The organism is Bacillus cereus group sp. MG4 (assembly GCF_040460055.1).
Taxonomy (GTDB): domain Bacteria; phylum Bacillota; class Bacilli; order Bacillales; family Bacillaceae_G; genus Bacillus_A; species Bacillus_A wiedmannii.
Genome location: NZ_JARVGZ010000001.1, coordinates 4,077,097 through 4,102,320, shown reverse-complemented (window position 1 = coordinate 4,102,320; position 25,224 = coordinate 4,077,097). Strand labels below are relative to the sequence as shown.

The window sequence follows — 25,224 nt, the reverse complement described above, 5'->3', positions numbered from 1 at the left end:
CAGTAAGAATCCCTCCTCGAAATTCGACGAATACGAGGAAGTGTGTGCTAATAATCATTGGGGATGAACACCTCCGACTGATTAAAGTTCCATTTTATTAACGCTTAATCCAAACAGCACCTGCAGACTTATCATCCGCTTGTCCAACAACTTGGAATTTAAGTCCAAGGTTTGGAACTTTTCTTCCTGCATCTGCAATTTGTTTGTTACTATATACTTTTGAATCATCAAATGTTGTAACACCTTGTAATCCAGAATAGTTAAACTGTCCACGTGTTAATGAATTTGCACTCCATGCTGGTGTTTGATCCAATGAAAATGCAGCATCTGCAATTTGCATACCTGTATTACCGTAAGTTGGTCTTCCGTTTAAATTGCCAACAAATGCCTCTGGATGCGAATCCACAACACCAAGGAATCCTTCACCTGGATGCACCCCAACCCAGTTATCTTTGAAGCTATCATCTGCATACCAAACGACAAGACCTGTATTATACACTGGACCTTTTCCTGCTTTTAATCCATTATCTGATCCCGCATAGTTTCTCCACTCTAAGTAGTAATAATGAGCTTTCTTTTCTGTCCCATCAGAAACAACAAAACCATTTAAATTCATTTTAGCCTGTCCTTCTGTATCATCAGAAAATACAACTTGTCCATCAACAGTTACATTTACATTATCCATCGCGAAACCTTTATATGTTACAGCTGGATCTGTAATATAATCGAATTGCAGTTTCACTTTTTTCCCTTTAAATTGACTTAAATCATATGATTTATCCATCCATTTTCCATCTGTTGTATCTTTATCTTCTTGGACTACTTTTTCTCCAAGTCTATCAATTAATGTTTTCGTTCCATCTTCTGTTACTGCATGCACTTCGACAAAATCGCACTCTGCTTCTAACTCATAATTTGCTTTATAATCGAATTTTGCATTTGTTCCTTTTGTTAAATCAAAGAATGGTGTCTCTAGTGTTGTATGCATATCATCTCCTCTTGTACTATAATATGCATGCTTTCCAAACTCCGGTTTAATCGTTTCAACACTTTTACCTGGTAAGTTAACACGTACAACGCCTGGACGATTGGATTTCGTAACACTTTGATCAATATATGTAGGAACTCCTACTCCACGCTTAATTTTATCGTAATCTACTTCTAAAATTTTTGCCCAGTTGCCACCCATATTCTTTTGTAAGAAGTCTTTATTTTGTGGTGAGAAACTAGTTGGCTCTGCTCCTGCAATTTTCCCTGTCCAACTACCTCCACTCATTAATGACCACGCTTCGACAGGTGAACCAGTTCCAGTATATTTCGTATCATATTCATCTGGTAAGCCAAGATCATGTCCAAATTCATGCGCAAATACACCTACTGCTCCATCTTCTGGTTCAATTGTATAATCATGCGCTGCTACTTTTCCACCAAAGTAATCTACCTTTGATTTTGTACCTTCAACCGCTACTGGATCTATTGCTAATTTTGAACGATGTGACCAAATTGCATCATCGCCTAATTTACCACCACCAGCTTCTTGACCGACACCAGCATGGATTACCATTAAATGATCAATTACACCATCAGGTTCATTTTGATTTCCATCACCATTTGTATCATATCTATCAAATTGATCAAATTGAGATAAATCTAACCCTTTCTCAGCGGCTGCATGTAAAGCTTCTTTCACTAAATCACGTGCCCCTTTTGGTCCTTTATTATCGTGACCACTACTACCATCAGCACCGTAGTCAGACGCTTTTCCTGGAACAGTTAGCCATTCCGTTACATATCCATCTGTCGTATAACTACCGCCAGATTGCTCTTCATAATATTGTTTAAATGTTTTTACTTTCGAACCATCAAATAACGTGTACGGTTCATTACCAAATAACATGTTTTGATAATGCTCTCTACTAAAGTCATTCGAATACATATACCCTGGTGTTTGATCAATATTATTATGTTTATAATCACTAAATTCAACGAGTAATACTAATACTTTATCAGTTCGAATAGATCCCTTATAAGGCGCTTGCTTTGCTTTAGAAGTTGGGACTTGTCCATTCAATTGCTTTTTATTTGGTTCTGGTTTTTGCTCAGGACTCACATTTTTTTCAGGTTTCTTTACTTTCTCCTTTTCCTCCATTTTCTTCTCTTTTACTTTTTTCACGAAATCAGATGCCTCTTTAGCAGTATCCGCTGGAAGAATTTCTTTATTTGCCTGATCGCCTTGTTTCTTTTCAATATACTTTTCTACAGCTTTTTTCGTTTCTTCTTTAGAAGATGCTGGATTTATTGTTCCTCTTTCCTTCAGCGCTTCCGCTAAACGATCTTCTTGAATTAAATTGTAATCAATTGGTGTTGTAGATACATTGTCTTTCTCTTTTGCTGTCGTTTCTGCGTATGCTAGCGGAGCACTCATTACAGATGTGCATCCGATAATTGCCGCAATTGCTAATGATGATAACACTTTAAATGGCGCTTTTCTTCTCATTCTATTTCTCTCCTTTTATATAACTTAAAATTCAGATAAATAAGTGCATTTAAATCAAAAGCTCTCCTTTCTGCCCTCCCTATATACAGTTCAACTAATAATCAGTGGGGAGTTTGTCCATCCCCACTGATTATTAGCCCACACCAATCGGGCATTTACGGGCAGTTGATTTCCCACCTAACTTCTTTGCTCTAGCTAAATTTTGAGGTGGGAATCTTACTGACCGTTAATGCGGGACAAAAAGGCATAATTCTATAAACGTTAAACCTTCTGTTATAGAATCATGCCCTCCAGTTTTCTGGTCAGACCCTCTATCTTCTTATATCAAAATATGAAAAATAAAGAGTGATTTGTATATATTAAATAGTTTATATAACAAATTTAAAAGACAATATGCAAAATTGCATGAAAATTCTTTTAAATAAAAAAGAACCCTAGTCAATTAAACTAGGGTTCTTGATTTTCTATTATTTCTCTTGTGTTTTTTCCCAATCAGCTAAGAACTTCTCAATTCCTTGATCTGTTAATGGGTGCTTCACTAATGAAGCAATTACGTTTGCTGGGATTGTTGCAATATGTGAACCGTTTAATGCCGCTTCTGTTACGTGAACACTGTGACGTACAGATGCTGCAATGATTTCTGTTTCAATGCCGTGAATTGCAAAGATTTCTGCGATTTGGCGAATTAGGTCCATACCGTTATGACCGATATCGTCTAAGCGACCTAAGAATGGTGAAACGTATGTGGCACCAGCACGAGCTGCAAGTAATGCTTGAACTGCTGAGAATACTAATGTAACGTTTGTACGAATTCCTAAGTCAGAGAATGCTTTTACTGCTTTTAAACCTTCTGTTGTCATTGGAACTTTTACAACAACGTTTGGAGCAATCTTCGCTAATTCTTTCCCTTCTTCAATCATTTTATCAGCTTCTAAGCTAATTACTTCTGCGCTTACAGGTCCTTCTATAAAGCTGCAAATTTCACGAATACGCTCATGAAAATCTACGCCTTCTTTTGCTACAAGTGATGGGTTTGTCGTTACTCCAGCTACTACGCCTAATGCATTTGCCTCTTTAATTTCGTTAATGTTTGCTGTATCAATAAAGAATTTCATTTGTTATTCTTCCTTCCTAATTTTCATTTTATATTTATTTGTTTTTCTTAATAAGCTCTAATTCAATCGGAATAGATTTGTCCACTTTTTTACCTTGCGTGATCTCTTTTGCTGTTTGCATCGCCTTCTCCCCGATTAATTCCGGTTTTTGAGCAACTGTTGCAGCCATACGCCCATCGTTAACCGCTTTTACAGCATCTTCTGTTGCATCAAAACCAACAACGACTACATCTGTTTTTCCAGCAGACTTCAATGCTTCAAGTGCCCCTAATGCCATTTCATCGTTATGCGCAAACACAGCTTTAATATCACCATTTGCTTGCAAAATGTTTTCCATAACAGATAATCCTTTTGCTCTATCAAAATCAGCTGCTTGTTTGGCAACTACTTTTAAAGACTTATCCGCTACGTTATGGAATCCTTTCCCGCGCTCACGAGCAGCAGAAGAGCCAGGGATTCCTTCTAATTCAGCAACATTTGCTCCCCCGCCAACTAATTCACGAATGTAATCACTAGCCATTTTACCACCTTCAATATTATTAGAGGCAATGTGAGAAACAACTTTACCTGAATTTGCAACGCGGTCTACAGTAATAACAGGGACATTCGCTGCATTTGCCGCACTTACTGCTGAAGCAACAGCATCTGAATCGGTTGGATTAATAACAACTACATCGACACCTTTTTGAATTAAATCTTCAACATCATTGGTTTGCTTTGCTGCATCATTTTGTGCATCAACAGCAATCAATTCAATGCCGCTTTCTTTCGCTTTCTTTTCTGCCCCTTTTTTCAAAGTCACAAAAAATGGATTGTTTAAAGTTGAAACAGAGAATCCAACTTTAATAGTTTTATTTCGACCTTTATCGCTAGAATCCTTTGCCCATTCTGGTGGTTCCATTGAACAACCAGCAGTAATGACCATAATACATGCAACAAGTATAAGTAACCATTTCTTCATGAACTGTCCCTCCATTACGCTTCTTTTCGACGATCAATTAATACAGCTAGTAAGATTACAAGTCCTTTTACAACTTGTTGGAAGAAAGAAGATACACCTAATAAATTTAAACCGTTATTTAGTACACCGATAATAAGTACACCGATGAATGTACCAACAATCCAACCTCTTCCCCCAGAAAGACTTGTTCCACCTAATACAACTGCTGCAATTGCATCTAGTTCGTAAGAAGTACCTGCAGTCGGCTGTGCAGAATCTAGTCGTGATGTTAAGACAATACCTGCAAGCGCTGCTAAAATTCCGGAAAGACCATAAATCATTACTTTAATTCTCGTAACATTAATACCTGATAATGCTGCTGCTTCTTCATTTCCACCAATTGCAAATGTACGGCGACCAAATGTCGTTTTCTTCAAAATGAAGTACAGTACTGCGAAAGCGATCATCATTGTAACAGCTGGTACCGGAATACCGAGAAAATAACCGCGGCCAAACATTTGGAACATTAAATGATCACCAAGACCAGTGATCGGACGTCCGTCCATATAAACAAGCGTCAACCCGCGAAAAATAGTCATTGTTGCTAAAGTTGCAATAAATGGAGCTACTTTTCCCTTCGCTATGATGATACCGTTTACAATTCCCATTACAAGACCAGCTAATAATCCAACTGCCATCGCAAGGAACGGGTCCATACCACTTGCCATCATTCCAGCAACAAGTGCACTTGATAATGCTAAAATAGAACCTACCGATAAGTCAATACCCCCTGTTAAAATTACAAAGGTCATTCCGAATGCAATAAGCGCATTAATCGATACTTGACGCAGTATATTAAATAAATTTGGAATCTCAATAAATGCTGGATTTAAAGCTGTAATTACGACGATAATTAATACTAAACCGATTAAAGAACCGAGTTGTTGTAATACATTCCCCTTCTTAGCCATCCTTACTCTCCCCCTGTAGCTAGTGCCATAATAGACTCTTGTGATGCCTCACCTTTCTCTAAAATGCCGCCGACCTTTCCTTCATGAATAACAAGAACGCGATCACTCATTCCTAAAACTTCTGGAAGCTCAGATGATACCATAATAACGGCATCGCCTTGCTCAGTAAGCTTATTCATAATAGAGTAAATTTCTTTTTTCGCTCCAACATCTACACCCCTTGTTGGCTCATCTAAAATGAGTAACTGCGGGTGGATACCTAGCCATTTTGCAATAACAACCTTTTGCTGATTTCCACCAGAAAGAGATTTCACTGCTTGCTCTCCACTAGATGCTTTCACATTAAGTAGCTTCATCATATCCGCTGTAAACTGTTGTTCTAGTTCGTTACTAAGGACACTTCCCTTTGAAAGACTTTCTAAATTCGGTAAAGCTAAATTTTCTCGAATTGAGAAATCTAAAACTAACCCTTCAGATTTTCTATCCTCTGTAATGAAAGCTATTCTTTGTCTAATCGCATCTATCGGACTATCAATCTTTACTTCTTGTCCATTTATAAAAATTTGGCCAGAATCTAAAGGTTCGTATCCAAATATCGCTTTCATAATATCTGTACGGCCAGCTCCCATCAAGCCAGCAACACCAAGAATTTCACCTTTTCTCACTTGAAACGAAACATTTTCAAACTTCCCTTTTTTCGTTCCGTTACGCATCTCAAAAATGACATCGCCAATTTGACTATTTCGCTCTGGGTAACGTTCACCAATGCTGCGCCCCACCATCATACTCACTACTTCATCAAATGATGTTTCCGGAATAAGTCTCTTTCCTACGTATTCCCCATCACGTAAAATCGTAATGGCATCACATATTGAAAAAATTTCTTCCATTCGGTGTGAGATATAAACGAACGAAACGCCTTCTTTACGTAATTTATTAATGACAATAAACAACGTTTCAATTTCACGATCTGTTAATGCAGCTGTAGGTTCATCCATAATAATAACGCTCGCGTTTGTCATTAACGCTTTCGCAATTTCGATAATTTGCTGTTGTCCAACCGATAACTCTCCTGCCAACATAGCACCTTTTACATGTAATCCTAACTCCGCTAGTTGCTGCTGTGCAATCGCGTTCATTTGACGCGTACGTAAAATACCTGTCTTTCCATACATTAACTCTTTACCGAGAAACATATTTTCAGCTACTGTTAAATTCGATAATATGTTCAATTCTTGATGTATAAATGCAATACCGTACTCTTCTGCTTCTTTCGCATTTTTAAAAGTTCGTTCTTGTCCATCAATCGTGATTGTTCCACCATCTTTTTTGTATACACCTGTTAAAATTTTCATGAGCGTTGATTTGCCCGCTCCATTTTCCCCCATCAATGCATGGACTTCCCCTGTTTCAATCATAAACTGTGCATTCTTCAAAACAGGATTACCATTGAACGCCTTTGAAATATTTTTCATTTCAATACGCATTCCCATCACTTCCTTTTATTAAAAAATCACGCCCGCATGTAAAATTACATTGGCATAAGGAGTAGCCTCTCCTGTACGAATAATCGCCTTCGCTTTCTTCGTGTGCTCTTTAAATTGTTCATGCGATACATATTCAAACGCTGGCTCTATTAATTTCAGCTCGATTTCTTTATTTACTTCCGCATTATTGTTAATGACTTCTTCTGCTAACGTTACTTTTTCAATTGCCATATCATCAGCTACCACTTGCAATACGTCTAAAAAGCTAGGTTTTCCAATCTCAACAGCTAAATCAATTCGTTTTACTCCGTCAGGAATTGGTAGCCCACAGTCTGCGATTACAATCGTATCTGTATGTCCAAGTGAAGCAAGGACTGATGCAATCTCACTGTTTAATACACCGTGCTTTTTCATCCGACAATCACCTGCACTTCACGTACTCTATCTCTCGTTGGCATACCGCCCTGTGCTCCAAGTTTCGTTACAGAAAGGCCACCAGCAATATTCGCAAAACGAATTGCTTTTTGAAGTGTTTCTCCTTCAGAAAGCGCAACTGCTAATGCACCATTGAATGTATCACCAGCTCCAGTCGTATCTACTACATCAACAGCTATGCTAGGAACATGTACAATCTCCGTACCATTATGGAAACGAACACCTTTAGAACCTTCTGTCATCAATAGTTTATTTGGATATTTAGCCAGTAAATCTTCAATTGGTGATGTGAAATCATCTAATACGATGCGGCACTCATGTTCATTTGGTGTAATATAAGTTGCTTTTTCTAAAATATCTTCTGATAACACTTGTGCTGGCGCTGGATTTAACATAACCGGGATTTTGTGTTCCTCACAAATAGCTAATACGTATTTTACTGTTTCAAGTGGAATCTCTAGTTGAAGAACAACCATATCTGCTTTTATAAGAAGATCTTTTGAACGATCTACAACCGACTCATTGACAAGAGCATTCGCCCCTTGTACAACAACAATACTGTTATCCTCTTCTGCTAAAACGATATGAGCAATTCCTGTCGCCGTATCTGTAACCGGTACCACATAGTCGATAAAAACGCGTTCGTTCTCTAAATTGTTCCTAACTACAGTTCCATAATTATCGTTTCCAACCGCTCCAACCATCGCTACATTTGCGCCTAATCTAGCTGCAGCAACTGCCTGGTTGGCTCCTTTCCCTCCTGGGATTGTATGAAATGCTTCACCAATTACTGTTTCTCCTGCTTTCGGACGTTTTTTTGAAACAGCCACTAAGTCCATTGAAATGCTACCTACCACTGCAATATTTGGCATCTGTTTCATCTCCTTACTTCGTTGTATTTCGTTCTATAATTTCAATCGGTAAACGATAGTGTTTCTCTTCTAATACGTTTCCTTCCATCTGCTCTAATAACAGCTCTGTTGCAATTTTCCCCATTTCATAAATTGGCTGTGCAACAGTTGTAATAGATGGATACATCATTTCTGTTAAAGAAATTCCATCGAATCCGATAATTTGTAAATCATCTGGAATAGAAATCCCCTTTTGGAGTGCAGCCTTTACAATACCTATTGCGATTAAATCATTTCCAGCAACAATTCCATCAATATGTGGGTATTCTTCTAATAATTCCACTGCTACACGCTCACTATTAGCTGGATCAAATGTACTCTCTGCAATCATATAAGAAAGATTATTTTGCGTAATAACGTCTACAAAACCTTCAAAACGTTCATTAGCCGTGCTTACGTCACGCGGCCCGCGAATATGCGCAATATGTTTACAGCCTTTATCTATTAATAGATTTGTCGCTGCCTGACTCCCTGCATAGTTATCTGCATATACAGTAGGGATACGCTCATTAAACATACGGTCAATTGCAACAACTGGAACAGACAACTTCATGTAATTAACACTATTTTGTGGATTTGTTGCTACAATAAATCCATCCACATTATTTTGCCTAAGTACATCAATATATTGCTTTTCTTTCTCTAAACTCTCATCAGAGTTACAAAGGACAACTGTGTATCCTTGCTTATGCGCTACATCTTCTACGGCACGTGCAACTTCTGGAAAGAATGGATTCACGATATTTGGAACAACTAAGCCAATTAAACGAGATTTTTTATTATACAGTGAACGCGCTACTGTACTAGGTTTATAATCTAGCATCTCAATTGCTCGCTCTACTTTCTTTAATGTATCTTCATGAACATATCCATTTTTATTTAACACTCTGGAAACGGTCGCAACTGATACTCCCGCTAATTTTGCAACGTCTTTAATCGTACTCATTCTCTTTCCTCTCCATTTCATGTAACCGTTTACAGAAAATAATATAACGTATTTCTAGAAATACGTCAATCATTTCTTACGAAAAAGCTTTTAAGGTTATACTCAAAAAAAAAGCACCGCCATAAGGCGATGCTTCTTCATTACGAATATGATACAGTTTGTTCCTTTTCTTCTGCAGCTGGCTCTTCAGCAGCCTTTTTACGATCTGACAGTTTAATCTTCTGTAAGAAAATCGTAAAGATAGCGCCTACTACGATAAATACTAATCCTGTTAAGAATACAGTATGAAGTGAGTCTACTAAAGAGTTTTTCAAAATTGGTACAATGCTGTTAGCGAATGCTTCTGGCATCTGCTTTAATGCCTCTGGACTAAATAGCATCGAATATAAACCTTGTGGGTCTGTATGAATCATATCTTTAAATTTCGTTACCATTTGTCCCGCTTCTTTCGGGAATGTATCTAATACAGGTACTAAATTCTTTGTTAAGGTTGTACCTGAAGTGTTATTCATGATTGACCCTAAAATTGTAATACCAAATGTTCCACCGATTTGACGGAAGAACTGACTTGATGATGTTACGACTCCAAGGTCTTTTTTCGGGAAACTTTCTTGTAACGCTAATGTTAATGTCGGCATAACAAGACCCATTCCTAAACCGATAATACTCATATAGAAAGTAGCAGTAAGTTTAGTCGTGTGCATATCCATCGTTGTTAATAACCAGAAACCACCAGCCATAATAAGCATCCCTGTAATAATTTGTGGTTTCACACCAACTTTTAATACAAGTTGACCACCGATAATACTCATAACAATCATTGTAATCATCATTGGTGTCATAATTGTTCCTGATTCAGCAGCACTTACTCCTACAATTCCTTGCATGAAGAATGGTACGAACATAATCGCACCGAACATTCCGATACTCATAAAGAAACCAATCGCATTCAGTATTGTAAACGTGCGATTTTTAAAGAAATGCATCGGTAAAATTGGTTCTTCTGCTTTCGTTTCAACGATAACAAAGCTAACAATACCAATTAGAGCTAATGCAAATAAACCGATAATTTGCCAAGAATCCCATGGATAATCTTTTCCGCCAAACGTTAATGCAAGTAATAAACTTACAACACCGAGAATCATCGTAAAGATTCCAGCAATATCAATTTTGATCGGTCCTGTTTGTTTATGTGACTTTAATCCCATTGCAATAAAGATTGTTGCTAAAATACCAACTGGTAAGTTAATGTAGAATACCCATCTCCAGTTCACTGCGTCTACAATCCAGCCACCCACTTGTGGTCCAATTACAGAAGCAAGACCGTATAACGCACCAAAAATACCTTGCCATTTCGCACGTTCTTTTCCCGTAAACATATCTCCGATAATAATCATAGCCATTGGCATCATAATACCGCCACCAAGACCTTGAATACCACGGAAAATAATTAATTCTGTCATACCATTTGCCATACCACATAACGCCGAACCAACCATAAAGATAACTAGTCCTGTAATATAAACGTTACGACGGCCAAGTAAATCCGCTAATTTACCTGCAATTGGTACAACTGTCGTTGATGTTAACATATAAGCTGTTGTTAACCATGTCATTAAACTTAATCCGCCTAGTTCACCGACGATACGCGGCATTGCTGTGCCAACGATTGTTCCATCTAATGCAGCAAATAGCATCGCGATTATTAAACCGATTAACAGCAACTTTCTATTTATATTTTCTTGTTGCTCCATGTAATCTCCTCAATTCCTCTTAGTTATTCTCTTTTTTCTCTTGTGTCCCGCAAATAATTGTTTCTAACTTCTCAAAGAGACGTAACAAATCTTCTCTTTCTTGTAATTCTAAATGTGAGAAATATTTTGCAATATGCTCATTACGAGCGGTCATTGCCTCTTCCACCCTAGCTTTCCCCTTTTTTGTTAGCTCAATGATGACAACACGACGGTCATCTTTGTCGTGATAGCGCTCTACCAGCTCTTGATCAATTAAGCGATCAATCATCACTGTAATTGCACTAGGCTTTACATACATCTTTTTTGCTAATTTTGTCGCTCTTGAAGCACCGTAATGATCTAAAATCTTTAAAATATAAAACTGCGGTGGTGTAAGTCCTGTTGCTTGCATTTGTTCTAATAACTCCGTCTGCATTTTCTTTCCAATCGAAAAGGCAAGAGCTTGAATTTTATCGATATGCGTCATATCATTTGGCATGTTATCCACCTCTTATTTAAGCAATAAAATATTTAATGTATTTAAATATTAATACCACGAACAAAATCCGTCAACACTTTTTATTTATAAAAACGTTTACATTTCTGTCACAAAGTTGTATAATTTTCGACGAAGTTAATATTGACAGTCACGGAGAATCGGAGTATACGGCTATGAATCATAAAAAAGGAAACTTTTTTATATTTCATGGCCTTTTTATATTCTCTCTGACTTACAACATTTCGAATTCATTAGGGGAGGATTTTCATTTTATGTTTTTCACACAATTATTTAAGCCTGCGCCCCACGCGGAACGCTTACCAGCTGATCGCGTTGATAGCGAATACCGTAAATTACGTTTACAAGTATTCTTAGGTATCTTCATCGGCTACGCAGGTTACTACTTTGTTCGAAAAAACTTTTCACTAGCGATGCCATACTTAATCGAACAAGGCTTTAGTAAAGGGGAACTTGGGGTTATCCTTTCAGCAGTATCTATCGCTTACGGATTAAGTAAATTTCTTATGGGTATCGTATCCGACCGTTGTAATCCTCGCTACTTTTTAGCAGCTGGGCTATTTTTATCAGGTATCATTAATATTATTTTCGGCTCATTTTCTTTCATTACAACGAGCATTATACTTATGTTTGTCCTTCAGTTTTTAAATGGATGGGTACAAGGTATGGGATGGCCTCCTTGTGGTCGTACGATGGTTCACTGGTTCTCTATTAGTGAACGTGGTACAAAAATGTCTATTTGGAACGTTGCTCATAATGTCGGTGGCGCACTTATGCCTTCTCTTGTGACATTAGGCTTATACTTCTTCGCAAATGACTGGAAGAGTATTTTTTACTTCCCAGGTATTCTTTCAATTTTAGTTGGTATTTATGTATTAATTACGATGAGAGATACACCTCAATCTTGTGGATTACCTTCTATCGAAGAACATACTGGAGAATATCCATCAGATGAAAAAGTAAAAGATCGAGAACGCGAACTTTCAGTAAAAGAAATTTTATTTAAATACGTACTAAACAATAAATTTTTATGGTACATCGCTATCGCGAACGTTTTCGTTTACTTCGTACGTTACGGCGTTGTAGACTGGGCTCCTACTTATTTAGTAGAGGAAAAAAGTTTCACTCATAGTAGCTCTCGTACAGCTTACGCTCTATATGAATGGGCTGGTATTCCAGGTACACTTCTTTGCGGATGGATGAGTGATAAACTATTTAAAGGGCGCCGCGCACCTGCTGGTATTTTATTTATGGTTGGTGTATTTATCGCCGTTCTTGTTTACTGGCTAAATCCTCCTGGTAATCCAATGGTTGATAGTATCGCACTTGTCGCAATTGGATTTTTAATTTATGGACCTGTTATGTTAATCGGCCTACACGCATTAGACTTAGCACCAAAAAAAGCTGCTGGAACTGCCGCTGGTTTAACTGGGTTCTTCGGTTACCTAGGTGGAGCTACTTTTGCTAGCGCAGCTATGGGCTTTATCGTTGATGCATTCGGATGGGATGGCGGATTCATCTTATTACTTGTATCTTGTGTACTTGCAATGTTCTTCCTTGCTCTTACTTTAAACACAGGATCTGCAAAACAAAAACAAGCTTAAGTACTAATATTATTCTTATCAAAAAAAGAGAGGCTGTTCTTTCCAGAACACCTCTCTTTTTTCTACATATAAATCTTTTTTCTTACAAAAGATTTATTCTCCTTTTTTTATATGTTAGCGTTTTCAACTAACTTCAATCCCTTATACAACAGCATTCAATCTCTGTATAAAAAGATTTTTGAATATTTTCTCAACTTATGCTTGTCAAACATTGTCAATTTATATTAAAATAACAACAACATACAAAATATTTAGTCTTTTCAGAAAAGATGGAGGGATAGCCATGAAGAATCCACTTCTTCGCATTGAAAACTTACAGACTTCCTTTCGCATACAAGATCAATATCATGCAGCAGTTGATAACGTTTCGTTAACTGTCCATGAAAATGAGATTGTCGCGATAGTTGGTGAATCAGGTTGCGGAAAAAGTGCACTTGCCCTTTCTATTATGCGATTGCATAATGAAGCAAATACAAAATTACAAGGGCAGCTTAACTATAGAGATAAGGATTTACTAACTATGTCGACCGCAGAAATGAATAAAGTACGCGGATCAAACATCGGTATGATTTTCCAAGAACCTCTTACAGCACTCGATCCTCTTATGACAGTTGGAAAACAAATCGAAGAAAACTTAGACTACCACACAAGCCTTTCAAAAGTTGAAAAAAAAGAACGCACCTTAGAACTACTTCATCAAGTTGGTATTCCAAAACCAGAACTTACATATAAACAATACCCACACGAATTATCTGGCGGAATGAGACAAAGAATTGTTATCGCAATTGCAATTGCTTGTAACCCAGCACTCATTATTGCGGATGAGCCAACAACGGCTCTTGACGTAACCATCCAAGCACAAATTTTAGACTTACTAAAATCTATTCAAGAACAAACGAAAATGGGCATCATTTTAATTACTCATGATTTAAGTGTTGTCGCAGAAACAGCCGATCGTATCGTCGTTATGTACGCCGGACAAGTTGTAGAGACAGGAAAAGTTGAAGAGATTTTTAATAATCCTCTTCACCCATATACTCGTTCTCTATTAAACTCCATTCCATCTGCGTATGGTGAAAAAGAAAAATTGCATGTAATTCAAGGGGTCGTTCCTTCGTTAGCGAAGCTTCCTCGCACAGGCTGTCGTTTCCAAGCTCGAATTCCATGGATTAGACCTGATCAGCACGAGGAAAATCCAATTTTACATGAAGTAAAACCAGACCATTGGGTACGTTGTACTTGCTACAAGCATTTCAACTTCCAAGATAAGAAAGGAGATGACGTAACTCATGGCACTGCTTAAAGTAGAAGATTTAAAAGTACATTTCCCAATTAAAGGTGGTTTCTTCGGCCGCACATTAGATTACGTGCGTGCTGTCGATGGTGTAAGTTTTGAATTACAACCGGGTGAAACATACGGGATCGTTGGTGAATCAGGAAGTGGCAAATCAACAACTGGTAAAGCAATTATGCATTTAACGAAAGCAACAGAGGGTAGTATTCATTTTAATAATAGAGATTTAACAAAATTAAGTCGCTCTGAGCTACGTGAACAACGAAAAGATATTCAAATGATTTTCCAAGATCCTTATTCATCATTAAATCCGAAGAAACGTGTTCTCGACATTATTGCTGAGCCTCTTCGAAATTTTGAGAAGCTCTCACCTGATGAAGAACGTAGAGCAGTTCAAGAATATCTTGATAAAGTTGGTCTAAATCCAGAGTCAATTTATAAATATCCACATGAATTTTCCGGTGGACAAAGGCAGCGGATTGGTATTGCACGCGCTCTTACATTAAAACCGAAGCTTATTATTGCGGATGAACCAGTATCTGCGCTTGACGTCTCTGTACAGGCACAAGTGTTAAACTTCTTGCAAGATTTACAAGCTGAACTCGGACTAACATACTTATTCATTAGTCATGATTTAGGTGTCATTCGTCATATGTGTGACCGCATCGGTGTTATGTATCGCGGACGCATTGTCGAAGAAGCAACTAGTACAGAAATTTATAATAATCCGCAACATATTTATACGAAGCGCCTAATATCAGCGATTCCTGATATTCGTCCTGAAAACAGAGAACAACAACGTAAGCTCCGTCAACAAGTAAGCTCTGAGTACGAGAAATCATACGAAAATTATTTCAATGAAAACGGTCGGGCTTATGACTTAAAAGCAATCTCGCCAACGCACCGGGTGGCATTACCATAAGGGAGTGATAAAACATGTGGAAGTTTATATTACGGAGATTTTTAGTGATGATCCCGCAATTATTCGTGTTAAGTATACTTGTCTTTCTACTAGCTAAAGCAATGCCAGGCGATGCCTTAACCGGCAGAGCAGTAAATAATCCGAAGGCAGATCCAAAAGTCATTGAAGAGCAACGCGAAAAGTTAGGTTTAAATGATCCCGTTACAACACAATATGTTCGCTGGGTCAAAAACGCAGTACAAGGTGACTTTGGTATTTCTTACGCACATAAAATGAAAGTAACTGATTTAATCGGTGAACGCCTTGGAAATACAATTTGGTTAGCAATTCTTGTCCTTGTTCTTACTTACGTGATTGCAATTCCACTCGGTGTCATAAGTGGACGTTGGACTGATACATGGGCAGATCGACTCATTACACTGTATAACTATTTAGGACTTGCTACACCACTATTTATATTTGCATTAATTATGCTCTTCCTATTTGGATTTAAGCTTGCAATATTCCCAACCGGCGGTAGCGTAGATCCTCAAGTTGCAACAGGTACATTCGCTTACTATTTAAGTAAATTGAATCACATGATATTACCAGCTTTATCTGGTGCATTAATTGCAACAGTGGGTACAATCCAATATTTACGAAGTGAAATTATCGATACGAAACATAAAGATTTTGTACGCACAGTAAAAGCAAAAGGTGTTCCAGAATCAAAGGTCTATTCTAGACATATTTTACGTAATTCATTTTTACCAATCGCAGCTTTCTTAGGATATGAAATTACAAGCGTGGTTGCTGGATCAATTTTTCTAGAAAGTATCTTTAGTTATCCTGGCATTGGTCAATTATTTATGCAGTCTATTTCTCAACGTGATTTTAGTGTCGTAACTGCACTTGTTTTATTTACTGGATTCGCAACGCTACTCGGGACTCTTCTTTCCGATATTATTCTAAGCATCGTTGATCCACGTATTCGTATTGATTAATGGAGGTGAAGAAACGTTATGTTAGCAAATCCCGAAAAACAAACTGAAGTCGTTCATTACGAAAAAAGTCCTTCTGGCTTTTCTGTCATGTGGCGTGAATTTCGTAAAGATAAATTAGCAATGTTGTCACTTTTCTTATTGGCAATTATACTGATAGCCGTTTACACAACTTCCTTCATCATGAAGCAGGAGGATATTGTAAAAGTTGATTTGTTTTCTATTTACTCTCCACCATCTGGTGAACATTGGTTAGGAACAGATTACGGTGGGAGAGATATTTTTGGACAACTTATTATTGGAACGAGAAATTCATTTACGATTGGACTTGTAATCACTATCCTCTCATGTTTGATTGGTCTTTCTATCGGACTAATCGCTGGTTACTTTGGTGGAGCTGTTGATAACATCATTATGCGTATTATTGATTTCAAACTTATTTTACCTTTCCTAATGCTTGTTATCGTACTTATCACAATTGTTCCAGTCTTTAATGTCACTGTATTTATTTTGATCATGAGTATCTTCCTATGGACAGGAAAGGCCAGGTTGATTCGTTCAAAAGTATTGACCGAAAAAGAATTGGATTATGTATCTGCTTCCAAAACATTAGGCACACCAAACTGGAAGATTATGATGTTCCAAGTATTACCTAACTTAAGTTCTATTATTATCGTAAGCGTTACATTAAATCTTGCTGGAAATATTGGCATAGAATCTGGACTAACTTTCTTAGGTTTTGGTCTACCAGAGAGTACACCGAGCCTTGGAACACTTGTTAGTTATGCAACAAATCCTGATGTTCTGCAAGAAAAATGGTGGATCTGGTTACCTGCATCACTCATGATTTTAGTGTTGATGCTGTGTATAAATTTTATCGGTCAAGCGCTACGTCGCTCAGCTGATGCTAGACAAAGAAAAGGTTAAGGGGTGGAGACAATGACAAACAAACCAAAATTTCTTAAAGTATTAAGTACACTTGCGGCTTCAACATTACTACTTTCAGCTTGTGGGGGCAGCGGAGGTAGTGAAAAAACGAGCAGCACAAAAAAGGTAGACACTAACAAATTTAATGAAGTCGTTAAAAACGATAAAAAAGAAATTAAAGATGGCTCATTGACATATGGGCTTGTTTCTAACACACCATTTGAAGGACTTTTAAACTTCGCTGTATATGAAGGTGATCCTGACAACCAAGTCATTACTTTCTTTGATGAAGCATTATTAGACAATGATAAAAACTGGGAATACAATAACGAAGGTGCCGCTACTTATGAAATATCAGCAGATAAAAAAACAATTACATTAAAAATTAAAGATAACGTAAAGTGGCATGACGGAAACCCTGTAACAGCTGAAGATTTAGAGTATTCTTACCTTGTAATTGGTAGTAAGCTGTATGCTGGATCTCGCTATGACACTCAAATGCAAATGATTGAAGGAATGACTGATTATCACGATGGAAAAACTGACAAAATTTCCGGTGTAAAAGTAATTGATCAAAAAACAATTTCATTTACATTTAAGGAGCCAAATCCTTCTGTGAAAACTGGACTTTGGACATACCCTCTTCATAAAAAATACTTAGCAGATGTGCCAATTGATAAATTAGCAGAATCTGATAAAATCCGTAAAAATCCAATTGGTTTCGGACCATTTAAAGTTAAGAAAATCGTTCCTGGAGAATCTGTTGAATTTGAACGTTTCGATGATTATTGGGGCGGAAAACCAAAACTTAAAAATGTAGTTTTAAAAGTTGTAAACCCATCTATCGTTAATGCTTCATTGAAAAATGGTGACATTGATATCGCGGAAGTAAGTGCAGATCAATATCCGAACGTAAGTAAATTAAAGAATGCACAACTAGTTGGAAGAACAGATTTATACTACAGCTACATCGGCTTTAAATTTGGACACATGGATAAAGAAAAACGTGAAATGGTAATGGATAAAGATACATTCAAAGATGTTCGTTTACGTCAAGCGATGGCTTATGCAATTGATCGAAAAGAAATCGGTGAAAAACTATATCACGGTTTACGTTATCCAGCTAACTCACCAATCTCACCAGCTTCACCTAAGTTCCACAATAATAAAGTAGGTTCTTATGATAAAGATGTTGAGAAAGCGAAAAAATTGTTAGACGAAGCTGGATATAAAGATAAAAACGGTGATGGTTTCCGTGAAGACCCTAATGGCAAGGAAGTTAAACTTAACTTCTTATCAATGAGTGGTAGTGATGTAAGTGAACCTCTTGCAAAATTCTTTATTCAATCTTGGAAAGAAATTGGCATTAAAGTTGAACTTCTTGATGGTCGCTTACATGAATTTAACTCGTTCTATGATAAGCTGAAAAAAGATGATCCTGCAGTCGATTTATACGCTGGTGCTTTCGGTACTGGTTCTGATCCAGATCCCTCTGGCCTTTGGGGACCTGATGCAAGCTTTAACTATCAAAGATGGTCAAACCCTAAAAATACTGAATTATTAAAAGAAGGTCTTTCTCCAAAAGCTGCTGACGATAAATATCGTACAGAAGTATATGATAAATGGCAAAAACTAATCCATGATGAAGTACCAATGATTCCACTTCATTATAAGTTCGATCTAAAGGGTATCAATAACCGAGTAAAAGATTATAAATATACACCAGAGGATCAATATAAGTGGGGTAAAGTTAGCGTAACAAGCGATAAAGCAGAAACAGAGAAATAAGAAAATAGCTCCTAGCATCTACATACATGCTAGGAGCTATTTTTCATTTATAGTCCTTCTCTTGCTATTAATAACAATCAATTCCTTCCCTACTCCAATATTAAAAGATTTGATGAATCATTTTTATTAAAACAGCTAACGTAACAGATGCAGCAAATCCTCCTAAACAAATTAAGCTTACCCCTTGACTATATGATAAATTTTGAAATGATTTCATCGCTTCCATCCTCCCTATCTCCCCTTTGATACTCTTATTTTACCAATGGGAAAATTTTCATAACATCGATTTTCCTAACAACAAACTTACAAATTTGTAAGTTAATAATTTCCCTTTATACTTATATATCTAGTATGTCCAAGCTCTCTCCCTTTATACGTCAAAAAAGACCTCGAATTATATCAAGGTCTTGCTTACACTACAAAATTTCTCACTCATATTATTTTATAATCATTACCGGGCATTTCACTCGTTTTGCTATTTTATGGCTTACACTACCAAGCACCATTTCTTGTAATGTATTTAACCCTCTACTGCCAGCGATAACAAGATCTATATCCCCTGTATTCACATATTGAACGAGCGTATCTCCAGGATCGCCATGTAATATCGTAATTTTGTAGGAAATGTTCTCTTTCTTTAATAAACTTTCAATCTCTTTTAATTTATCTTTTCGACTAGCCGATATTGTTTCTAAATCTGTTTGACCTTGTATAATATCTGATTTTGCCGTTCTATTATCTACTACGTACACAACTTCAACATTTGTTTCTTCGCTACATTTCGCAATATATGTTGCATGTTCCGCTGCTCGAAGTGCATGTTCAGAACCGTCACATGCTAATATAATTTGTTTGTACATATGCTGAATCCCCTTTTCGTTATCCTACCCGTATTATATAATAAAGCCCCCTAAAAAGGAGGCTTCTAACTAGCAATTCTTTTATTATAAGTAGCTAAGTTTGAAATAATCTTCGAGCTTCGTTCATTTAATCCCGTTATACTTACTTTCACGCCACTTTGTTCATACTTCATGATAACTTTATCAATTGCTGCTACCGCTGAATCATCCCATACGTGTGCGTGAGTAAAATTCAACTCAATTTCTTTTATATCTTCCTCAAATGCAAAATTATTTATAAAGTCTGCTGTAGATGCAAAGAAAAGTTGACCATGAATTTCGTATATTTTCTTATTTTCAATATATAAATGTTTCACGTGAATCTTTGCCATATTGAATGCAAATAAAACCGCACTAATTACTGTTCCGATAATTACACCTAATGCTAAATTATGTGTAATTAGGACAATCACAACTGTTACGATCATAACAAATGCGTTTCCTTTTGGTACTTTATGAATCGTTGTTACAGAGTTCCAATCAAATGTTCCAATTGAAACCATGATCATAACTGCAACTAAAGCTGCCATCGGAATATGAACAACATAATCACCTAAAACGAATAGTAATACGATTAAAAACCCGCCTGCTACAAATGTCGATAAACGACCTCGTCCACCTGATTTAATATTAATAACAGATTGTCCAATCATTGCACATCCTGCCATTCCTCCGAAGAAACCAGCGACAATGTTTGCAATACCTTGTCCACGTGCTTCTTTATGTTTATTACTTTCCGTATGCGTCATATCATCTAAAACTGAAGCTGTTAATAATGACTCTAGTAAACCGATAATTGCAAGCATAACTGCGTACGGTAAAATGATCCCTAATGTCTCAAGTGTAAACGGTACATTAGGAATGCTAAAGAACGGTAATTCTTTCGGTAAACTTCCCATATCCCCGACTGTTTTTAACTGTAATCCGCTCATAAGTGCAATACTTGTCACAATAATAATGGAAATAAGTGTAGACGGTACAGCCGTCGTAATACGTGGAAATACATATATAATTACAAGTCCTAATGCGACAAGTGCATACATTTGCCAAGTTGCATTTTTAAAATGTGGCAATTGCGCTGTAAAAACTAAAATTCCAAGTGAATTTAAAAAACCACTCATAACAGATTTAGGAACAAACTTCATAAATGAGCTCAGTTTGAACACGCCAAAAATAATTTGGACAATACCTGTTAATATTGTTGTAGCAAATAAGTATTGCAAACCATGATCCTTAACGAGCGTCACCATTAATAATGCCATTGCACCTGTTGCAGCTGAAATCATCCCAGTTCTTCCACCAACAAATGCAATGGTAACCGCAATACAAAAGGCTGCGTATAACCCAACGGTCGGATCCACGCCTGCAATAACAGAGAAAGCAATCGCTTCAGGAATTAACGCTAAAGCAACGACAATTCCCGATAGCACATCCCCTCTCACATTGGAGAACCAATCATTTTTTATCGTTTGAAACAAAATACCACTCCTCTACTCTTTTATCATTTGATTTTCTCCATAAGAAAATCTAAGCCGACTGCACGAAGGCTATTATATAACGAGTAGAGAGATTTTTGCTATGTAAAAGTTTCCTACAGAAAAAGGCGCTACCTTCGCAGCGCCTTTGCTCATTTTATTAATGTTCACCGTGCCCTTGACCAATTTCCTGAACAATCTCTAACCTCTCATCCAATATACCTTGTGTTTCAAATGAAATATCACTCGTACTTCCTAATAAGAAGCCGTGGTTATAAGGCCCAAGTGTTGGGTTATCTTTAAACTTCGGTTGAATACTAGCGAGGAAGTCATACACTGGTTGTGAAGCTTTACCTTCTTCTAACAATACAACAGGTGCGTGTTTACCCATATGTGAAAATGGTGCTCCTGCAACTGCTAAGTCTGGTGTTTTGCTTGAAACAAATGATAAACCGTGACCTGGTTTTGTGAACCCCCAGCCAAATTTCGTTTTTTCATCTTTAAACTTCGCAAATGCAACCGAATTTTCTGTTGGAGTCTCCCCACTAATACGCGTTACTTTCCCGTATTTACTTAACTCTTTTTCTACTGCTTTTGAAATGATTTTTTCTGGTCCTAATACATATATATTCGCTTTATCTTTTCTCATTTTTAATGCCTCTATCGTCGCTTCTGGCACCTTATCTTTTTCTGTATATAAAAGCGGTTCTGGCATATGAGAGATCCAGTTTACAGCTGGTGTTGTGTATAAACGCCCTTCTTCTTCAGACGAACCGATAATAACACTATTTGGATAACTTCCTGTTATATCGGCATATTCTTTATCCACGTCTTTAGCAAATATAGCTGGATCCGTTTCTTTTATTTGCTTTATTTTATATGCTTTTAATTGCTCAAGGATAGATGGACCTACATCCCCCATCACCATAATTTGTGTTCCATCTTTCGTTCCGAGCGGATTTAATCGTTTTATTTCTTTTAACGTCATTTCGGGTACCTTTTCTTTTTCTATAAATAAAATTGGCCCGTTATTCGGATGGTGAATAAGATCCGCACTCGCAATACCTAATTGCCACTCGTTTACTGGCACTAAAATAACAGCGCCTGGCTGATTCTCTTTATGCGTTGCTGGCCATATCGTTTGCGAAGTTAATACTGCCATTTGCAAAGGATCGTTTGTGTTTAATCTCGTTACATTTTTTAAGCTTGTCGTTAATAAATCATTCGATGCACCTTCGTTCATTTCTTTCGGCGCAGTTACCTCCTGATTCATTTTCATTTCCTTTTGCTCTGTTTTTTTCTCTTCTTTAGATTCATGATTTTTATGATCCGTGTTCGTTTGCCCACACGCCGCAAGACCAACCGCCGCAATTATTGTTATCCCAAAAATCCGGGTCATCTTTTTCACTATACCGCCTCCATATGAATCGTTTTCGGGCCAATATCATTACCTAAAATGGAATTTCAACTTTACAATAACAAGCAATTCTGAAGAAATTATGCAGACGCATGATAATCTGCACCATTTCTTCATGATTTTGACTTACAATTTAAGTAACGATTATAAAGATGGAGGGCTCTCTATGATTGATATACTGCTCGTAGACGATGAACCGAGAATGCTTGAATTATTAACACTTTACCTTACTCCAATTGGATATAACTGCATATGTGCACAATCCGGAGAAGAAGCTATTTCACATATAGAAAATCAAAACTTTAAATTTGTTTTACTCGATATTATGATGCCAAAGATGGACGGATGGGAAACGTGCAAAAGAATTCGATCCTTTAGTAACGTTCCTATCATTATGGTAACGGCTCGTGATCAAACAGTAGATGTCGTCCAAGGATTAAAAATCGGAGCTGATGATTACGTAACAAAACCTTTCCATGAGGAGGAACTTTTCGCAAGAATTGAAGCTGTTTTAAGGCGCACAAATGAACATAAACAAATCCAATATCATGGGATTCTATGGGATGAAGCAAAGCACTTCGCTTCTGTCCATAATGAAGAACTTCTTCTTACACCAATTGAATTCTCTTTACTCGGGTTATTTTTACGCCATGTAAACTACGTACTAAGCCGTGATCAGCTCATTGAACGAATTTGGGGATTAAATACAAATACAGAAGATCGCACAGTCGATTCACATATTCGTAATTTACGTGATAAATTACGCAAAGGAAATTTCCCTATCGATCATCATTTAAAAACTGTGTACGGAGTTGGTTATCGATGGGTTGATACCAAACATTAAGGAGCAAATTAATGAAACGAATCTCTATTCAATTCGGATTTTATTTTTTAATTTTCACACTTTTAATCGAAAGTGTTCTATTTGTTTTGCTCTATTATAGTCTCGTAAACACTAGAGTAAATGAAGAAATGACTGCTTTATTAAAACGTGGAAACAGCCATCGTGATGTACTTGAAAAATATTATGATGAGCAAACAATCTCTCACGTTGCACTAATGGAATCTGAAGCTGAAACAACCGTCGTTATTACAAATACAAATAAAGAAGTGCTAGCTAAATCTAACAAAATAAACACGACTATAAAAGATCACATTAGTAGAATGCAGACTCGAACAGACCATAACGGAGCGATTATAGAAAATCATTGGAAAACATCTAATTATATATGTACAGTTAGTCCCATTATAGTAGCTGGAAAACACGAAGGCTATGTGTATATGTTTCTTGGGACAGCATCCATCGAAGAGTTGGTTAATGGATTAACCAAACAATTCATTATTGCTGGTGCCATCACGTTTCTACTCACAGTCATCACCATTTTTCTTTTATCTCGGTTATTAACAAAGCCATTGTTACACATGAAACATGCTACTGAAAAAATGAGTAAAGGCGACTTATCTGTTTCATTAACAACTACTCGAAATGATGAAATTGGTGAACTAGCATCATCTATTCAAACGCTTGCTAATGATTTACATTATATGAAAGCAGAGCGAAGTGAATTTCTAGCAAGTGTTGCTCATGAATTACGAACACCGTTAACATACGTAAGAGGTTATGCTGACATTGCTTTAAAAGAAACCACATCTCCTAAGCAACGTTTGCGATATTTATCTATTATAAAAGATGAGTCTGATTATATTACGAACTTAGTTCAAGACTTATTTTCACTTGCACAAATGGAACAACATAACTTTTCTATTCAAGTAAAGGAAGTATATTTACACACCTTCCTTACTCGCATAGCCGAAAAAGTAAATGCCATGTATAAAGAAAGATACATTAAAGTTTCTTTCTCTTGTCCTTCTACACTGCTAGTAAACTTAGATGAACAGCGATTTGAACAAGTTATAGTAAACATTTTAAATAACGCTTATAGACATTCACAAAAGCATTCTCATATAAATATTTCTGTTACAGAAGAACATAAACGTATTTCCATTATAATTGAAGATGAAGGCGAAGGTATTCCGCCTGAAGACCTCCCTCACATTTTCGACCGTTTTTATCGAGTTGATAAAGCAAGATCACGAGCTACAGGCGGAACTGGTTTAGGACTATCTATCGTGAAAGAAATTGTAGAACTACACGGCGGGAATATTACTGTAACGAGTGAAGTCGATCATGGGTCTTGCTTTATCATTTCATTGCCATTTATATAGAAATACAACTATCATCAATTAACAAGTTCAGTTTTGATTTACAAAATCACATCATAATTAGCATATGAAAACGCCCAGAGTTCAAAAACTCTAGGCGTCTTTTATTGTCTTATTGAACTAAATTCTCCTTTAGCTTAAAT

The 25,224-nt window shown here is 36.9% G+C and carries 22 protein-coding genes; 8 read left to right on the top strand and 14 right to left on the bottom strand.

All coding sequences use genetic code 11. The features are described from left to right. Positions 1-97 precede the first annotated feature (97 nt). From inhA2 to QCI41_RS21340, 10 genes are all read right to left on the bottom strand, one after another. On the bottom strand, positions 98-2,497 hold the full coding sequence (gene inhA2, locus QCI41_RS21385; RefSeq protein WP_353836735.1) for a M6 family metalloprotease immune inhibitor InhA2: 2,400 nt from the start codon (positions 2,495-2,497) through the stop codon (positions 98-100). A gap of 467 nt (positions 2,498-2,964) precedes the next feature. Further along, positions 2,965-3,612 (bottom strand): fructose-6-phosphate aldolase, encoded by a 648-nt coding sequence (gene fsa / locus QCI41_RS21380; RefSeq protein ID WP_000667669.1) that lies wholly within the window; start codon positions 3,610-3,612, stop codon positions 2,965-2,967. 34 nt (positions 3,613-3,646) lie between these two features. Next, positions 3,647-4,573 carry a ribose ABC transporter substrate-binding protein RbsB gene (gene rbsB, locus QCI41_RS21375; RefSeq protein ID WP_353836736.1) on the bottom strand — a complete coding sequence of 309 codons (927 nt, stop codon included), beginning with the start codon at positions 4,571-4,573 and terminating at the stop codon, positions 3,647-3,649. A 14-nt stretch (positions 4,574-4,587) separates the two neighbouring features. Beyond that, positions 4,588-5,523, bottom strand: a complete 936-nt coding sequence (locus QCI41_RS21370) for an ABC transporter permease subunit (RefSeq protein WP_001074641.1) — start codon at positions 5,521-5,523, stop codon at positions 4,588-4,590. A 2-nt stretch (positions 5,524-5,525) separates the two neighbouring features. After that, a complete protein-coding gene (gene rbsA / locus QCI41_RS21365; RefSeq protein WP_353836737.1) occupies positions 5,526-7,010 on the bottom strand; it encodes a ribose ABC transporter ATP-binding protein RbsA in 1,485 nt (494 codons plus the stop codon). 18 nt (positions 7,011-7,028) lie between these two features. Next, positions 7,029-7,424, bottom strand: coding sequence for a D-ribose pyranase (gene rbsD / locus QCI41_RS21360; protein WP_000716160.1), 396 nt, complete (start codon positions 7,422-7,424; stop codon positions 7,029-7,031). Next, complete coding sequence (gene rbsK, locus QCI41_RS21355; RefSeq protein WP_088080409.1) at positions 7,421-8,317, bottom strand: ribokinase; 897 nt, start codon at positions 8,315-8,317, stop codon at positions 7,421-7,423. The genes rbsD and rbsK overlap by 4 nt, the downstream gene beginning before the upstream one ends. Before the next feature lie 13 nt (positions 8,318-8,330). Next, positions 8,331-9,302, bottom strand: coding sequence for a ribose operon transcriptional repressor RbsR (rbsR, locus tag QCI41_RS21350; RefSeq protein ID WP_000104030.1), 972 nt, complete (start codon positions 9,300-9,302; stop codon positions 8,331-8,333). 140 nt (positions 9,303-9,442) lie between these two features. Then, positions 9,443-11,056, bottom strand: coding sequence for an MDR family MFS transporter (locus QCI41_RS21345; RefSeq protein WP_137052767.1), 1,614 nt, complete (start codon positions 11,054-11,056; stop codon positions 9,443-9,445). A 19-nt stretch (positions 11,057-11,075) separates the two neighbouring features. Continuing rightward, entirely contained in the window at positions 11,076-11,534 is a 459-nt protein-coding gene (locus QCI41_RS21340; RefSeq protein WP_001132358.1) for a MarR family winged helix-turn-helix transcriptional regulator, read from the bottom strand. A 272-nt stretch (positions 11,535-11,806) separates the two neighbouring features. Between QCI41_RS21340 and glpT the strand changes: the two genes are divergently transcribed. The 6 genes from glpT (at position 11,807) to opp4A (ending at position 19,067) form a co-directional block, all read left to right on the top strand. Beyond that, positions 11,807-13,156: a glycerol-3-phosphate transporter gene (gene glpT, locus QCI41_RS21335; RefSeq protein WP_000466391.1), complete on the top strand. Its 1,350-nt coding sequence runs from the start codon at positions 11,807-11,809 to the stop codon at positions 13,154-13,156. A gap of 283 nt (positions 13,157-13,439) precedes the next feature. After that, a complete protein-coding gene (locus QCI41_RS21330) occupies positions 13,440-14,459 on the top strand; it encodes an ABC transporter ATP-binding protein (protein WP_353836738.1) in 1,020 nt (339 codons plus the stop codon). Next, entirely contained in the window at positions 14,446-15,372 is a 927-nt protein-coding gene (locus QCI41_RS21325) for an ABC transporter ATP-binding protein (protein ID WP_098986089.1), read from the top strand. The genes QCI41_RS21330 and QCI41_RS21325 overlap by 14 nt, the downstream gene beginning before the upstream one ends. Positions 15,373-15,386: 14 nt before the next feature. Then, entirely contained in the window at positions 15,387-16,355 is a 969-nt protein-coding gene (gene opp4B / locus QCI41_RS21320) for an oligopeptide ABC transporter permease (RefSeq protein WP_060629545.1), read from the top strand. 18 nt (positions 16,356-16,373) lie between these two features. Continuing rightward, complete coding sequence (locus QCI41_RS21315) at positions 16,374-17,279, top strand: ABC transporter permease (protein ID WP_087983343.1); 906 nt, start codon at positions 16,374-16,376, stop codon at positions 17,277-17,279. Positions 17,280-17,291: 12 nt separating this feature from the next. After that, positions 17,292-19,067, top strand: a complete 1,776-nt coding sequence (gene opp4A / locus QCI41_RS21310) for an oligopeptide ABC transporter substrate-binding protein (RefSeq protein ID WP_098110431.1) — start codon at positions 17,292-17,294, stop codon at positions 19,065-19,067. A gap of 100 nt (positions 19,068-19,167) precedes the next feature. Here the strand turns inward: opp4A and QCI41_RS21305 are convergent, their stop codons facing one another. From QCI41_RS21305 to QCI41_RS21290, 4 genes are all read right to left on the bottom strand, one after another. Further along, positions 19,168-19,293, bottom strand: a complete 126-nt coding sequence (locus QCI41_RS21305; RefSeq protein ID WP_000387883.1) for a DUF4027 family protein — start codon at positions 19,291-19,293, stop codon at positions 19,168-19,170. Positions 19,294-19,504: 211 nt separating this feature from the next. After that, positions 19,505-19,927 (bottom strand): universal stress protein, encoded by a 423-nt coding sequence (locus QCI41_RS21300; RefSeq protein ID WP_048567094.1) that lies wholly within the window; start codon positions 19,925-19,927, stop codon positions 19,505-19,507. A 65-nt stretch (positions 19,928-19,992) separates the two neighbouring features. Next, complete coding sequence (locus tag QCI41_RS21295; protein WP_353836739.1) at positions 19,993-21,444, bottom strand: SulP family inorganic anion transporter; 1,452 nt, start codon at positions 21,442-21,444, stop codon at positions 19,993-19,995. A 157-nt stretch (positions 21,445-21,601) separates the two neighbouring features. Further along, positions 21,602-22,849, bottom strand: coding sequence for a cell wall-binding repeat-containing protein (locus tag QCI41_RS21290; protein WP_353836740.1), 1,248 nt, complete (start codon positions 22,847-22,849; stop codon positions 21,602-21,604). A gap of 124 nt (positions 22,850-22,973) precedes the next feature. Between QCI41_RS21290 and QCI41_RS21285 the strand changes: the two genes are divergently transcribed. Both QCI41_RS21285 and QCI41_RS21280 read left to right on the top strand, forming a co-directional pair. After that, on the top strand, positions 22,974-23,702 hold the full coding sequence (locus tag QCI41_RS21285) for a response regulator transcription factor (RefSeq protein WP_116892196.1): 729 nt from the start codon (positions 22,974-22,976) through the stop codon (positions 23,700-23,702). Positions 23,703-23,713: 11 nt separating this feature from the next. After that, positions 23,714-25,084: a HAMP domain-containing sensor histidine kinase gene (locus QCI41_RS21280; RefSeq protein ID WP_353836741.1), complete on the top strand. Its 1,371-nt coding sequence runs from the start codon at positions 23,714-23,716 to the stop codon at positions 25,082-25,084. Positions 25,085-25,224: the final 140 nt, after the last annotated feature.